Origin of the sequence: Paractinoplanes abujensis (assembly GCF_014204895.1) — a bacterium.
GTDB lineage: Bacteria > Actinomycetota > Actinomycetes > Mycobacteriales > Micromonosporaceae > Actinoplanes > Actinoplanes abujensis.
The window spans coordinates 1,312,155-1,326,381 of the sequence record NZ_JACHMF010000001.1 but is presented as its reverse complement, the minus strand read 5'-3'; the positions used below and the strand labels follow the sequence as shown (position 1 = coordinate 1,326,381).

10 protein-coding genes are annotated in these 14,227 nt (G+C 70.4%); 3 read left to right on the top strand and 7 right to left on the bottom strand.

Annotated features, from left to right (window positions below):
* Window position 1 precedes the first annotated feature (1 nt).
* The 5 genes from BKA14_RS05460 to BKA14_RS05440 all read right to left on the bottom strand — a co-directional run bounded on the left by BKA14_RS05460 (window position 2) and on the right by BKA14_RS05440 (window position 6,853).
* Window positions 2-1,255, bottom strand: coding sequence for a polyamine ABC transporter substrate-binding protein (locus tag BKA14_RS05460; protein WP_184949828.1), 1,254 nt, complete (start codon window positions 1,253-1,255; stop codon window positions 2-4).
* On the bottom strand, window positions 1,256-2,407 hold the full coding sequence (locus tag BKA14_RS05455) for an ABC transporter ATP-binding protein (RefSeq protein ID WP_184949827.1): 1,152 nt from the start codon (window positions 2,405-2,407) through the stop codon (window positions 1,256-1,258).
* Window positions 2,408-2,435: 28 nt separating this feature from the next.
* Window positions 2,436-3,872 carry a gamma-aminobutyraldehyde dehydrogenase gene (locus tag BKA14_RS05450; protein ID WP_239092469.1) on the bottom strand — a complete coding sequence of 479 codons (1,437 nt, stop codon included), beginning with the start codon at window positions 3,870-3,872 and terminating at the stop codon, window positions 2,436-2,438.
* A 159-nt stretch (window positions 3,873-4,031) separates the two neighbouring features.
* A complete protein-coding gene (locus tag BKA14_RS05445; RefSeq protein ID WP_184949826.1) occupies window positions 4,032-5,369 on the bottom strand; it encodes an aspartate aminotransferase family protein in 1,338 nt (445 codons plus the stop codon).
* Window positions 5,366-6,853, bottom strand: coding sequence for a CoA-acylating methylmalonate-semialdehyde dehydrogenase (locus BKA14_RS05440; protein WP_184949825.1), 1,488 nt, complete (start codon window positions 6,851-6,853; stop codon window positions 5,366-5,368). Before BKA14_RS05440 ends, BKA14_RS05445 begins: the two co-directional genes overlap by 4 nt.
* 101 nt (window positions 6,854-6,954) lie before the next feature.
* On the opposite strand from BKA14_RS05440, the gene BKA14_RS05435 reads away from it, so the two are divergent.
* Window positions 6,955-8,277 (top strand): aminotransferase class I/II-fold pyridoxal phosphate-dependent enzyme, encoded by a 1,323-nt coding sequence (locus BKA14_RS05435; protein ID WP_184949824.1) that lies wholly within the window; start codon window positions 6,955-6,957, stop codon window positions 8,275-8,277.
* A 989-nt stretch (window positions 8,278-9,266) separates the two neighbouring features.
* Here the strand turns inward: BKA14_RS05435 and BKA14_RS05430 are convergent.
* Entirely contained in the window at window positions 9,267-10,289 is a 1,023-nt protein-coding gene (locus BKA14_RS05430; RefSeq protein ID WP_184949823.1) for an aldo/keto reductase, read from the bottom strand.
* A gap of 102 nt (window positions 10,290-10,391) precedes the next feature.
* Between BKA14_RS05430 and BKA14_RS05425 the strand changes: the two genes are divergently transcribed.
* Window positions 10,392-10,964, top strand: a complete 573-nt coding sequence (locus BKA14_RS05425; protein ID WP_184949822.1) for a TetR/AcrR family transcriptional regulator — start codon at window positions 10,392-10,394, stop codon at window positions 10,962-10,964.
* A gap of 6 nt (window positions 10,965-10,970) precedes the next feature.
* Here BKA14_RS05425 and BKA14_RS44920 read toward each other — a convergent pair whose 3' ends face one another.
* On the bottom strand, window positions 10,971-13,082 hold the full coding sequence (locus BKA14_RS44920) for a serine/threonine-protein kinase (protein WP_311776099.1): 2,112 nt from the start codon (window positions 13,080-13,082) through the stop codon (window positions 10,971-10,973).
* Between the two features lie 133 nt (window positions 13,083-13,215).
* Between BKA14_RS44920 and BKA14_RS05415 the strand changes: the two genes are divergently transcribed.
* Window positions 13,216-14,226, top strand: coding sequence for a LacI family DNA-binding transcriptional regulator (locus BKA14_RS05415; RefSeq protein WP_184949821.1), 1,011 nt, complete (start codon window positions 13,216-13,218; stop codon window positions 14,224-14,226).
* Window position 14,227 lies beyond the last annotated feature (1 nt).

Genomic DNA, 14,227 nt, shown 5'->3' with positions numbered 1-14,227 from the left:
GTCATCCCAGCACGATAGGTTCGAAGGTCTTCTGGAACTTCTGCTGCTCGCTCGTGGCCTCGAACGCTACGTAGTAGTGCAGCTTGTCGTACTCCGCCTTGGTCGGGAAGACCAGCTTGGAGTCCGCGACGTCGAGCAGGGCGTCCTTGTCCTCACCGGTCGCCTTGCCGGCGTGGGCGCGGATGGCCGGCTGCGCGGCGGGCACCGGGCAGACGTAGTTGATGTACTCGGCGAGCGTTGCGGCGGTCTCGACCTCGTAGAAGAAGTCCATCAGCATGAGCGCGTCGACCGGGTTCTCGGCGGTGACCGGGATGGTCATGTTGTCGGTCCAGATCGTGCCGCCCTCCTCGGGGATCACGAACCGGAAGTCGGTGCCGTCGGAGATGTTCTTCTGGAAGATGTCGCCCGACCAGGCCTGGGTGAGCCAGACCTCGCCGTTGCCGAGCGCGTCGATGTAGCCCTGGTCGTAGTAGTTGCGGACGATGCCCGCGTCCTTCTGCTTCCGCAGGTGGTCGGCGGCCTTCTGCCAGTCGGCGGCGGTGGACGTGGCCGGGTCGAGGTTCAGCGACAGCAGGCCGAAGTTGCCGAGTTCCTGGATGTCGGAGAACATGCCGACCTTGCCCTTGAACTTCGGGTCCCACAGGTCGGCCAGCTTGGTGATCTCGCGGCCGGTCTTGTTGATGTCGTAGGCGATGCCGGTCATGCCCGAGGCCCACGGAACCGAGTAGGCGTTGCCCGGGTCGAAGGCTTCCTTCTTGTACGCGGCGCCGGCGTTCTTGGCGTAGTTCGGCAGCTTCGCGTGGTCGAGCGGGGCCAGGAAGCCCGAGTCGCGGAACTGCGTGAACTGGAAGCTGTTCGTGATGACCATCAGGTCGTACCCGATGGACTGGCCCGCCGACAGCTGCGGCTGCACCTTGGCGAACCAGGGGCCCATCTCCTGGATGACCTCGTCGTACTTGACCGTGATGCCGGTCTGCTGGGTGAACTTCTTGAGCTCGGGCTGCTTGGGGTCCATGTAGAGCGGCCAGCCCGCGAACTTCATCGAACCGTTCTTGACCTTGCCGTTCCAGAACTTGGCCACGGCGTCGGGCTCGGCGCTGGCCGGCGCCTGCGTGCCCTGTCCTTGGACGCCGCAGGCGGCGAGGGCGCCGCCCAGGGCGGCCAGTCCGGAGAGCCGAAGCGCGTCCCGACGGCCGAAGCGACGCTGGGTCAGACCACGGAGGAGGGAGGGGTCGGAGAAATTCGACGCGGACATTCAGACTCCGATCAGATATGAGTGCTGGGGGGCCCAGGTGAGGTAGACACGATCACCGCGGACAGCAAGATCCTCGGCGTTCGATGCATTTTGATCGAAGACAGTAAAGTCCGCGCCGGCCGCGGTGGCTACGGTGTAATTCGTTGAGGTTCCGTGATAAACGACCTCGGTCACTGTGCCGGAGAGCACACTGCCACCGGTGGCGGTGACCGGCGGCACCCCCCGGTGCAAGTCGATCTTTTCCGGACGGATCGACACCTCCAGCTTGTCCCCCGTGCGCGCCGACGGCCCCACCGGCACGACCACCCTGTCCTGCGTCGTGTAGCTGAGCAGGGCCAACCCGCCCTCGACCCGCTCCACGTGGCCGTCGACGATGTTCGACGTGCCGATGAAGCCGGCCACGAACCGGGTCGCCGGCCGCTCGTAGATCTCGCGCGGAGAGCCCAGCTGCTCGATCACGCCCGCGTTCATGACGGCGATCCGGTCCGACATCGTCAGCGCCTCCCCCTGGTCGTGGGTGACGTAGACGAAGGTGATGCCGACCTCGCGCTGGATGCGCTTGAGCTCGATCTGCATCTGCTGGCGCAGCTTGAGGTCGAGGGCGCCCAGCGGCTCGTCCAGCAGCAACGCCCGCGGCCGGTTGACCAGCGCCCGGGCCAGCGCGACGCGCTGCTGCTGACCGCCCGACATCTCCTTGGGCGAGCGCTTCTCCATGCCGGTCAGCGACACGATCTCGAGGATCTCGCCGACCCGGCGGCCGATCTCGCTCTTGCCCACCTTCCGGCGCTCCAGGCCGAAGGCGACGTTCTGGTACGTGTTCAGGTGCGGGAACAGCGCGTACGACTGGAACACCATGTTGACGTCACGCTTGTTGGCCGCGACTCCCGTGACGTCCTTGCCGTCGAGCAGCACCTGACCCGCGGTGGGTTCCTCGAAACCGGCGATCATGCGCATCGTCGTGGTCTTGCCGCAGCCCGACGGGCCCAGCAGCGAGAAGAACTCGCCCTGGCTGATCGCCAGGTCGGTCCGCTTGACGGCGGGCACCGTCTCGCCGTGCGACAGGTAGTTCTTGTTCACGCCGACGAACTCGATCGCCGGCGTGTCACCGGCCGCCGGCCGGGTGCGTACGGCGCTGTGCTGGGGGGTGCTCATGGCGTTCCTCTGTCTAATGTGGGGGCGGTCAGCCGAGGTAGCTCATCACATGCTTGATCCGGGTGTACTCCTCGAATCCGTACATCGAAAGATCTTTGCCGTAGCCGGAGTGGCCGAAGCCCCCATGCGGCATCTCCGACACGAACGGCAGGTGAGTGTTGATCCAGACGGCGCCGAAGTCCAGCCGCCGCGAGACCCGCATGGCACGGCCGTGGTTCTGCGTCCAGACGCTGGCGCTGAGCCCGAAGCGCACATCGTTGGCCCACCGCACCGCGGCGTCCTCGTCGTCGAACGACTGCACCGTGATGACCGGGCCGAACACCTCGTCCTGAATCATCTCGTCGCGCTGCTGCAACCCGGCCACGACCGTCGGCTCGAGGAAGTAGCCACGCTCGCCGATCCGCTTGCCGCCGGCCACGATGCTCGCGTGGCCGGGCGCGCGGTCGAGGAAGCCCTGCACCCGGGCCAGCTGGGCGGCGTTGTTGACCGGGCCGAAGAACGCCTCGGTGTCGTCGGGCCCGCCGACGCGGGTGTTGCGGGCCGCCTCGGCCAGCGCGGCAGTGAAGTCGGAGGCGACCCGGCCGTGCACGAGCACCCGGGTGGCCGCGGTGCAGTCCTGCCCGGCGTTGAAGTAGCCGGCTTCGGCCACGGCCCGGGCGGTGGCGGCGATGTCGGCGTCGTCGAACACGATGACCGGCGCCTTGCCGCCCAGCTCGAGGTGGGCCCGCTTGAGGTCGGCGGCCGCCGCGACCGCGACCTCCATGCCGGCCCGGGTCGAGCCGGTGATCGAGACGAGCTGCGGGGCCGGGTGCGCGACCACGGCCCGGCCGGTGTCGCGGTCGCCGCAGACCACGTTGAGCACGCCCGGCGGCAGGAACTCGGCGGCGATCTCGGCCAGCAGCAGCGTGCTGACCGGGGTGGTGTCCGACGGCTTGAGCACGACGGCGTTGCCCGCCGCGATCGCCGGCGCGAACTTCCACACCGCCATGACCATCGGATAGTTCCACGGGGTGATCTGCGCGCACACGCCGATCGGCTCGCGCCGCACGTAGGACGTGTGGTCGCGCAGATACTCCCCCGCGGACTTGCCTTCCAGGATCCGCGCCGCGCCGGCGAAGAAGCGCAGCTCGTCGAGCAGCGGACCCATCTCCTCGGCCCGGGTCGCCTCGACCGGCTTGCCCGTGTTCCGGCACTCGGCCGCGATGATCTCGTCGGCCCGTGCCTCGATCGCGTCGGCGATCCGCAGCATCGCGCGCTGCCGTTCCGCCGGGGTCGCGTCGCGCCAGGCCTCGAAGCCCTTGTCCGCCGCCGCCATCGCCACGTCGACGTCCCGCTCGGAGGAGACCGGTGCCAGCGCGTACGCCTCCCCGGTGCTCGGGTCGATCACCTGCGAGGTGACACCATCTGCGGTCTCGGTGTATTCGCCACCGACGAAGTTACGCAGAACGGGCAGCGCGACGCTCACGGAATAGGACCTCCGATTGAGGGCTTGTGACAGCTCCCACAGAAACGACTGCGAGACCTTGACACACGCGAAGGACGGAAGACAAGGGAATCCGAAACTAATTTCCAAACTTGAAACGGAATCGGCGCTCAACGCCAGTCGCAGCTACGCAATCCCGCGTCAACCCGCGTAATACTTGTCGGCCACCGACAGGGCATCGTCGAGGATCGACAGACCCTCGCGCACCTCGTCGGCGGTGACCGTGCACGGCGGCGCGACGTGCACCCGATTGAAGTGCGTGAACGGCCACAGCCCGCGCTCCTTGCACGCCGCGGCCAGCTCGTTCATCGGCCCGGCGGCCGCGCCCGCGGCGTTGAACGGCACAAGCGGCTCACGGGTGGCCCGGTCGCGCACCAGCTCGATCGCCCAGAACACCCCCAGCCCGCGGACCTCCCCCACGCTCGGGTGCTTGGCGGCCAGGGCGGCCAGCCCCGGCGCGATCACGTCGTCGCCGATCGCCCGCGCGTGCTCGACGATCCCCTCCTCCTTGAAGATCTCAATCGAGGCGACGGCCGACGCGCAAGCCAGCGGATGGCCCGAATACGTCAGCCCACCGGGGAACGGCCGCTCCCGGAACGTCTCGGCGATCTCGTCCGAGATGACGACCCCGCCCAGCGGCAGATAACCCGAGTTGACCCCCTTGGCGAAGGTGATCAGATCGGGGGTGACGCCCCAGCGGTCGACGGCGAACCACTCGCCGCAGCGACCGAAGCCGGCCATCACCTCGTCCGCGATGAACACGATCCCGAATTCGTCGCAGATCTCCCGGACGCCGCGCAGATAGCCCGGCGGCGGCACGAGGATGCCGTTGGTGCCGACCACCGTCTCCAGCAGCACGGCGGCGATCGTGCCCGCGCCCTCGAAGACGATCGTGTCGCGCAGATGCTTCAGCGCCCGCTCGGTCTCCTGCTCCGCACTGTCGGAGAAGAAGGGCGACCGGTACGGGTACGGACCCCAGAAGTGCACCAGCCCCACCGCCGTGCCCTCGTTGGCCCAGCGGCGCGGGTCGCCGGTGGCCGCGATCGCCGTCGTCGTCCCGCCGTGATAGCTCCGGTACGTCGACAGCACCTTCGGCCGGCCCGTGTGACCGCGGGCCAGCCGGATCGCGTTCTCGTTGGCCTCGGCGCCGCCGTTGGTGAAGAACACCCTGTTGAGAGTGCCCGGCGCCAGCTCGCTGATGAGGCGGGCCGCCTCGCCGCGCTTGTCGTTGGCGAACGCCGGTTGGATCGTGCACAGCTTGGCCGCCTGCTCCTGGATCGCCGCCACCAGCCGCGGATGCTGGTGTCCGATGTTGACGTTGACCAGCTGCGACGAGAAGTCGAGAAACCGGTGGCCGTCGTAGTCCCAGAAGTACGAGCCGAGAGCGCCTTCGACGGGCAGCGGATCGATCAGGCCCTGGGCCGACCAGGAGTGGAACACATGAGCGCGGTCGTCCCCGCGTACGGTCTGCGCGGTCATCGGTTCGTGGGGAAGCCGAGGTCGATCGCCGACGTTCCCGGGTCGGGCCAGCGCGACGTGACGACCTTCGAGCGGGTGAAGAAGTGGATGCCGTCCGGTCCGTACATGTGGGTGTCGCCGAACAGCGAGGCCTTCCAGCCGCCGAACGAGTAGTAGGCCACCGGCACCGGGATCGGCACGTTGACACCGACCATGCCCGCGTTCACGTCGAACTGGAACTGCCGGGCCGCGCCGCCGTCCCGGGTGAAGATGGCGGTGCCGTTGCCGTACTCGTTGTCGTTGATGAGAGCGACCGCTTCCGCGTACGTCCCGGCCCGCACCACGGCCAGCACCGGCCCGAAGATCTCGTCGGTGTAGACCTCCATGTCCGGCTGCACGTTGTCGAGCAGCGTGACCCCGAGGAAGTAACCGTCGCCGGGCACCTCGGCCTCGCGACCGTCGGCCACCACCGTTGCGCCCGCCTCGGCGCCCTTGGCGATGTAACCGGCCACCTTCTCCTTGTGCTGGGCGCTGATCAGCGGACCCATCTGCGACTCGGGATCCGTGCCGTCGCCGATACGCAGCTTGGGCAGCCGGGCCGCGATCGCGTCGACCAGCGGGTCGGCCACGTCGCCCACGGCCACCACGACCGAGACGGCCATGCACCGCTCACCGGCCGAGCCGTACGCGGCGTTGACCGCGGCGTCGGCGGCCGCGTCGAGCTCCGCGTCGGGCAGCACGACCATGTGGTTCTTGGCGCCGCCGAGGGCCTGCACCCGTTTGCCGTGCGCGGTGCCGGTCTCGTAGATGTACTTGGCCACCGGCGTCGAGCCGACGAAGCTGACCGCGGCGATCGCCGGGTGGGTCAGGATCGCGTCGACCGCCTCCTTGTCGCCGTGGACCACGGTGAAGACGCCCTCGGGCAGGCCCGCCTCGCGCCACAGCCGGGCCAGGAACAGCGACGACGACGGGTCCTTCTCGCTCGGCTTGAGCACGAAAGCGTTGCCGGCCGCGATCGCCGTGGTGCACATCCACAGCGGCACCATGGCCGGGAAGTTGAACGGCGTGATGCCGGCGACCACCCCGAGCGGCTGCTTGATCGAGTAGACGTCGACCCCGGTCGCCGCCTGCTCCGAGAACGACCCCTTCATCAGGTGCGGGATGCCCGTGGCGAACTCCGCGTTCTCCAGCCCGCGGGCCACCTCACCGGCCGCGTCGGAAAGCACCTTGCCGTGCTCGCTGGTGATGATCGCGGCCAGCTCGCCGCTCCTGGCCGCCAGCAGTTCGCGGAATGTGAACAGGACCGCGGACCGTTTCGACAGCGAGGCCGATCGCCATTCCTTCGCGGCCTGCGCGGCCACCGCGACGGCGTCGGCGACCTCGGCGGCGGACGCTAGGTCGACCTCGGCGGTCTGCTCGCCGGTGGCGGGGTTGAAGACGGGGCCGACCCGGCCCGACGTGCCGGGGCGCTCGGCGCCGCCGATCCAGTGCGCGATGCGATTCATGGTCGGAGATTACGTAACACCTATGGACCGAACAATGCTCAGAACGTACTGTCACAAAGTACGTCCGCCTCCCCACCTCCGCCCTTGATCGGACTGAAGGCTTGCTTTCGTCCCTGCACCTGGAAGAAATCTCCGCACGTGGTCTGGCCGACGCCGTGGGGCGCGCGGTCGGTGACGGCGTCCTGCTGCCCGGCAGCAAGCTTCCCCCCGTACGGGCGGTGGCTCTTGAACTGCGGATGTCGCCCACCACGGTCAGCGCAGCCTGGCAGCTGCTGCGCCGGGCCGGAACCATCCAGACCGACGGACGTCGCGGCACGATCGTCGCCACGTCCCGGGCCGACGGGCCGGGCCGCTACCGGGCTGCCCTGCGCGGGCGCTCCGGCTTCGCGCTCGACCTGTCCACCGGCGTACCCGACCCGCGCCTGCTGCCGTCGCTGCCCGCGCTGGCCGGCCTCTCCCCCGCACCGACCAGCTACCTCGACGAACCGGTGCTGCCCGAGCTGGCCGCCCTGCTGCGCGAGCGTTGGCCGTACGGCTTCGAGAGGCTCGCCGTCTTCGACGGTGCGATGGACGCTATCGACCACGTCGCGTCGTCGCTGCTGCGCCTGGGCGACCGCGTGGTGGTCGAGAACCCGTGCTTCCCGCCACTGCTCGACCTGCTGGACTCCCTCGGCGTCCAGGCAATCCCGGCCGCCACCGACGCCGAAGGCCTGCTCCCGGAATCCCTGTCGGCGGCCCTGACCCAGCGCCCGGCGGCAGTCTTCCTCCAGCCACGGGCCCTCAACCCCACCGGCGCCTCCTGGTCACCCAGCCGGGCCTCCGCACTCGCCGCAGTCCTCGCCGAAACCCCGCACGTGCACATCGTGGAAGACGACTCAGCCGGCGACGTGTCCTCGGCCGCCCTGCACTCGCTGGGCTCCCACCTGCCGCGGCAGACGGTCCACGTGCACAGCTTCTCCAAGTCCCACGGCCCCGACCTGCGCCTGGCCGCGGTGTCGGCGCCCGCCGCGGTGCTCGACCCCGTCCTCGAACGCCGCCTGCTCGGCCAGGGCTGGACCAGCAGGCTCCTGCAACACCTGCTGCTGACCCTGCTCACCGACCCGCAGTCGGTGGCCGCGGTGACGGCCGCCCGCACCGAATACGCCCGCCGCCGCCACCTGACCGTCACCGCCCTGGCCACCCACGGCATCCACCTGCCCCCCGGCGACGGCATCAACCTGTGGCTCCCCGTAGCCGACGAAGCCGCCGCCCTCATCTCCCTGGCCAGCAACGGCCTGGCGGCAGCCGCGGGCCGAGCCTTCACCGCCGGGCCGGGCACCCCCCACCTCCGCGTGACCGTCGGCCTGATCACCACCGACCACGAAGCCGTGGCGGCCCACCTGGCCGACGCCGCCCGCTCCCACGCCCTGTCGGTGACCCGCTGACATCCGCCCACCGGCAAACGCATCCACTCCCGCACCACGCTCGGACGGCACCGCCCACACCGCTCGTTTCGGACAGCACCCGCCCACACCGCTCGTTCGGACAGCACCCGCCGGCACAGCGCCTAAGGCATCCTAGGAGGCTAGCCTGAATGCTTCCGCCAACTGCTTCCGCCAACTGCTTCCGCCAACTGCTTCCGCCAACTGCTTCCGCGAACTGCTTCCGGGAACTGCTTTCGCGAACTGCTCGCGCGGCTGGCCGCCTTTGTCGCGCTTCGCGGCGGCTGGCCGTTCGGCGCGATTTCCGCCCGATTCGTCCTGTTCTGACTAGCGCGCAGCGGACGCCCTGCCGCCGACGGGAGGGGTCGAACAACGGCGTCCTAGGAGGCTAGCCAGAAGATGTGCCGCCCCGGCGGCCGATCGCTTTGGGCATCAGGACACGGCAGCGGGTCTCGTCTTCGAACAGCATCAGGACACGGCAGCAGGCCCCGTCCCGAACCGCATCAGGACACAGCAGGCCCCGTCCCGGACCGCATCAGGACACAGCAGGCCTCGTCCCGAACGGCACCAAGACACGGCAGCAGGCCCGTCTCGAACCGCACCAAGACACGGCAGCAGGCCCGTCTCGAACCGCACCAAGACACGGCAGCAGGCCCGTCTCGAACCGCACCAAGACACGCAGCAGGCCCGTCTCGGACGCCATCAGGACGCGGCGGCCGGGCTCGTCTCGGACGGCATCGGACCTTCATCGACCGGCTCCTGCCCGTCTGCGCCGCCCGGCTCTTCTCGGGACGTAGCGAGCCAGCAGTTCGGTGACGGGCGGAGCGGCGTTGCGGATCGCGTCGGCCCCGGCCGGGTGATCCCCGTGTGTTGCCACCGGTGCGGGCGAGAAGGAGCGCGAGGCTTGACCGGCGCGGGGCGAATGCGGACAGGAGATCGCGCCCGACGACCAGCAGTAGCCCCGTTGACGGCTTGAGTTGAGCCGTGCCGGGTCAGGCGGCGCTGCGGTTGGTGAGAGGGCGGCGGCGCAGCTGGGGGTCGCGCTGGGACGGGGGCTGATAAGCCTGATCAAGGCGGGTCACGTCGGTGCCGGGTGGGACGATCTCGTCGATGCGGTCGAGGAGCTCTTCCGACAGGGCCACGCCGACACCTTCGAGCAGGTTGTCGAGCTGGTCGAGCGTACGGGCGCCGAGCAATGCCGTGGTGACGCCGGGGTGCGCGATGGTGAAGGCCATGGCCAGGTGGGTCAGCGGCAGGCCGGCCTCCCGGGCGAGCGGGAGGAGCTGCTCGACGACGTCGATGCGGCGCTCGTCGCTGAGGTGCTGGAAGAAGCGGGCCCGGCTCAGGTCGTTGCGCTGCTCCCGGCGGACCCGGCCGGTCAGCATGCCCTGCGCGAGCGGCCCCCACACCAGCGTGCCGAGGCCGTGGCGTTGTGCGGTCGGGAGCACGTCGTTCTCGTTGGCGCGGTTGAGGATCGAGTACGGCAGCTGTTCGGTGTGGAGGCGGGCCAGTCCGCGGCGTTCCGAGACCCACTGGGCGTCGACGATGCCGGTGGCGGGTGTGTTGGAGGAACCGATCGCCCGCACTTTGCCCGTACGGATGAGGTCGGTCAGCGCGGAGAGCGTCTCCTCCAGGTCGGTCTCGGGGTCGAGCACATGCAGCTGGTAGAGGTCGATGTGGTCGGTCTGCAGGCGGCGCAGGGAGTTCTCGACCGCGGTCATGATCCAGCGCCGGGAGCCGCCCTGCTGGTTGGGGTCGGCGCCGGCCGGGCGGCCGAACTTCGTGGCGAGCACGACGGTGTCCCGCCGGCCCTTCAGAGCGCGGCCCACGACCTCCTCCGAGTCGCCGTACGCGTCCGAGGTGTCGATCAGGTTGAGTCCGGCGTCGAGCGCCTTGTGGATCACACGGATCGAGTCGCCGGGGTCGGGGTTGCCGACCTGGGTGGCGAACATGAGCGCGCCGAGCCCGTACGGACTGACTTTGATCCCGGTCCGGCCCAGGGTGCGGTAGTGCATCTGTGTCTCCTCACGATAGAGTCGCCAAAGCGGAAAGGCTTTCCGGAACTATACGGAAAGGCTTTCCGGATCTGCAAGAAGGACCAGCGAGGAGGAGTAGGCGTGACGGAGAGCACTGCGGCCCCGCGCCGGAAGCGGACCGACGCCCGGCGCAACGTCGAGGCGTTGCTCGACGCGGCGAAGACGGTCTTCGGCACGTCAGGCGTGGACGCCCCCGCGAAGGAGATCACCGACCTGGCCGGCGTCGGGGTGGGCACGCTGTACCGGCATTTTCCGCAACGCTCCGACCTGATCAAGGCGGTGATCGAGCGCGAGATCGACGCCTGCGCCGAGGCCGCTCCCGCACTCGCCGCCGAGTACGAACCCGGGGAGGCCCTGGCCCGATGGCTCGATCGGCTGGCGACGTTCGTCGCGACGAAACGCGGCTTCGCGTCGGCGCTGCATTCCGGCGACCCCGCATACGAGGGCCTCTCCGGCTTCTTCATGGCCAAGCTGGGACCGGCGCTCGGGTCCCTGCTCGACAGGGCGGTCGCGGCGGGTGCGATCCGGGCCGGCGTGAGCCCTCAAGACCTGCTGTACGCGGTCGCGAAGCTCTGCGCGCCCCGGCCCGACGAGGCGCCCGGCTACGGCCGGCGCATGACCGCCCTCCTGGTCGACGGACTGCGGTCGGCCTGATCGACGTCAGCCGGCCGGGCGGAAGCTGTCGAAGATCAATTGCAGGTCGTCCTTGCGGTCGGCCCATTCGGCGTCGCGGGTCTGCCAGTAGAAGCCGTACGCCTGCTTCGGCCCGGTGATCACCCCGCGGTTGTTGACGTGCTGACGCACGCCGTTGCGGGTGAACGTGAACTCCCAGTCGGCCGCCTTGGTGAAGTAGTCGACCTCGTCGATGCCGATCTCGCGGTACGAGGGGAAGTCGCCCCGGCCCACCCGGTAATCGGCCTTACCCCGCCAGTCCGCGACCGGGTCGGGGGCCGGCTTCTTGGTCTGGTCGATGCCCAGCACCCGGGCGTCGCCTCGGAAGTAGACGATGCCGCGCTCGACCGAGCGGGTCCAGCCCTCGGGGACGTAAACCGCGAACCCCGTACGGTCCCGGTAGTCGCGCCAGCCGTCCGGCAGAGCGGGCAGTTCCGACGACCCCGGCGAATCCGGCGGCGCGGCGGTCGTGGCCGCGGTGCTGGGTGGGATGGAGCGGCTGGTTGTGGTGACCGCGGCGGACGGCGTGGCCGAGGGCTGCGCCGGGGCGGAGGCGGAGGCGGCCGGGGCGGACGCGGCAGGGGCACCGGAGCCCTGCGGGGTGCCGTCGCCGTCGGGGCGGGTCACGACCCAGACGACGGCCGCCAGCAGCGCAAGGACAGCCACCGAGGCGAGCCCGATCCAGCGCCGCCCGGACCGGGCCGGCCGATCCGCGGGCACGGGGGCGGGGGCTGGGGCGTCCCCGGCGGCGTAACGCGGAGCGGACCGCTGCGCGGGAACAGCGGGAGCAGCCGCCGCACGCGAACCGTCCGCAGGCGTGCCACCGCCGGCACCATCGGCAGCGGACCGCTGCGCGGGAACAGCGGGAGCAGCCGCCGCACGCGAACCGTCCGCAGGCGTACCACCGCCGGCACCATCGGCAGCGGACCGCTGCGCGGGAACGGCCGCCGCAGCCGGAACAGCCGCGTCCGCAGGTGAGACATCGGCACCCTCGGGTGCGACGTCAGCGCCGGCGCGCGAGGCAGCATCGTCCGCGGACGAGTCGTCGATGCCCGTGGACCCGACCCCGCCGCCCGCAGTTGAGTCGTCGTTGCTCGTGGACGCGTCCCGGCCGGCCAAAGACGAGTCGTCGGCGGCTGAAGGTGACACCCGGGCGTCGGCGGCGGAGTCGGCGACCGGGGGTGACACCCGGGCGTCGGCGGCGGAGTCGGCGGCTGGGGGCAGGACAGCGGCGGCCGCGGACGCGGACGGCAGCGTCAGGTCCGCCGTGGTGACGGCATCCCGTGCGGGAACCAGGGCGTGACCATACGCCCCCGCCAGTGCCGCTCGCAGCCCGTGTTCGACGGCGGCCGCGTCGAGGCGCTCGGCCGGGTCCTTGCGCAGCAGGCCGAGGAGCAGCGGTTCCAGCGCGCCCGCCCGCCGGGGCGGATCGGGTTCGTCGGCGGCCAGGGCGGTCAGCGTGGCCAGCGCGTTGCCCCGGCGGAACGGCGAGCGCCCCTCCACGGCCGCGTACAGGGTGGCCCCGAGCGACCACAGGTCGGCCCCCATCCCGGCCGTGCCGTACTTGGCGCGCTCGGGTGACATGTATTCGGGCGAACCCAGCAGCATGTCGGAGCTGCTGATCAGGCTGTCGCCCTCGATGGTGGCGATGCCGAAGTCGGTGAGCAGCACGCGGCCGTCGTCGGCGAGCAGGACGTTGGCCGGTTTCACGTCGCGGTGGTCGACCCCGGCGGCGTGCGCGGCGCGCAGGGCGGCCAGCAGGTCGAGGCCGATGCGGGCGGCCCGGCGCGGGTCGATCGGCCCGTCGGCGCGCAGCACGTCCTGCAGCGAGCGCGACGGCACGTACTCCATGACGATCCAGGTGCGACCGTCCACCTCGAAGACGTCGAAGATCTGCACCACGTTCGGGTGGCCGAGCCGGGCCGCGGCGCGGGCTTCCCGGAGCGTACGGCGTTGGACTTGGCCGACCTCGTCCGGCAGCAGGATCTCCTTGACCGCGACGTCGCGTTCCAGCACCTCGTCGCGGGCCTTCCACACCTTCCCCATTCCGCCCTCGCCCAGGGTCTCGCCCAGGCGGTATCGACCGGCGATGAGAGGCATGAGACACGCCTTACCCCGGGGCCGCCAATATCAGACGTGTGCACGTGCCCTTATCAGCCGCGGAATGTGCAATACTTCCGGAACTCCGGAACGAAAGTTTCGGGGCGAGGGCAGGGTGAACGAGGAGAGTCGTATGGCCGCGGGCGGAAGACGAGTCACTATCGCGACCATCGCCGAGGCGGCCGGGGTTTCCGTGCCCACGGTGTCGCGAGTGCTCAACGGGCGGACGGACGTGTCGCCGGAGACCCGCGACCGCATCGAGCACCTGCTCCGCGAGCACGACTACCGCCCTCGAAACTCTCGCCAGCCGCTGCGCGCGGGCCTGATCGACCTCGTCTTCCACGATCTGGACAGCCCGTGGGCGGTCGAGTTGATCCGCGGCGTCGAGGAGGTCACCCACGCGGCCGGCATCGGCACCGTCATCTCGGCCGTGCACCGGCGCACCGCGTCGACCCGGCAGTGGCTGCAGAATCTGCGCTCCCGCCAGTCCGACGGCGTGGTGCTGGTGATCTCGGACGGGGCCGGCCCGGTCTACACCGAGCTGCACCGGCTCAACGTGCCGATGGTGATCATCGACCCGGCCGGTGGGGCGGCGGCCGACGTGCCGACGATCGGCGCGACGAACTGGTCGGGCGGCCGCAGCGCCACCGAGCATCTGATCTCGCTCGGTCACACCCGCATCGGGCTGGTCGAGGGCCCGCGCAGCCTGCTCTGCAGCCGGGCCCGGCTGGACGGTTACCGGGCTGCGCTGGAGTCGGCCGGCCTGCGGGTCGACCGTAGGCTGGTCGAGCCGGGCGATTTCAGCCACGAGGGCGGCTTCGCGGCGGCTCAGCGGCTGCTCGACCGCGACGACCGGCCGACCGCGATCTTCGCCTCGAGCGATCAGATGGCGCTGGGTGTCTACGAGGCGGCCCGGCTGCGCGGCATCCGGGTGCCCGACGACCTGAGCGTGGTGGGTTTCGACGACCTGCCCGAGGCGCGCTGGTCGTCACCGCCGCTGACCACCGTACGGCAGCCGCTGGCCGACATGGGCGGGCTCGCCGCGCGGACGGTCCTGCGACTGTCGCGGGGCGAGCCCATCGAAACCCCCCGGGTGGAGCTGGCGACCGAACTGGTCGTTCGCGAGTCCACCCGGAGGCTCTGAC

Bases quoted from the DNA above. Each gene is read 5' to 3' on its own strand.
- BKA14_RS05415 (WP_184949821.1), top strand. From the start codon at position 13,216: ATGGCCGCGGGCGGAAGACGAGTCACTATCGCGACCATCGCCGAGGCG.
- BKA14_RS05440 (WP_184949825.1), bottom strand. From the start codon at position 6,853: ATGAATCGCATCGCGCACTGGATCGGCGGCGCCGAGCGCCCCGGCACG.
- BKA14_RS05430 (WP_184949823.1), bottom strand. From the start codon at position 10,289: ATGCACTACCGCACCCTGGGCCGGACCGGGATCAAAGTCAGTCCGTAC.
- BKA14_RS44920 (WP_311776099.1), bottom strand. From the start codon at position 13,082: ATGCCTCTCATCGCCGGTCGATACCGCCTGGGCGAGACCCTGGGCGAG.
- BKA14_RS05445 (WP_184949826.1), bottom strand. From the start codon at position 5,369: ATGACCGCGCAGACCGTACGCGGGGACGACCGCGCTCATGTGTTCCAC.
- BKA14_RS05455 (WP_184949827.1), bottom strand. From the start codon at position 2,407: ATGAGCACCCCCCAGCACAGCGCCGTACGCACCCGGCCGGCGGCCGGT.
- BKA14_RS05460 (WP_184949828.1), bottom strand. From the start codon at position 1,255: ATGTCCGCGTCGAATTTCTCCGACCCCTCCCTCCTCCGTGGTCTGACC.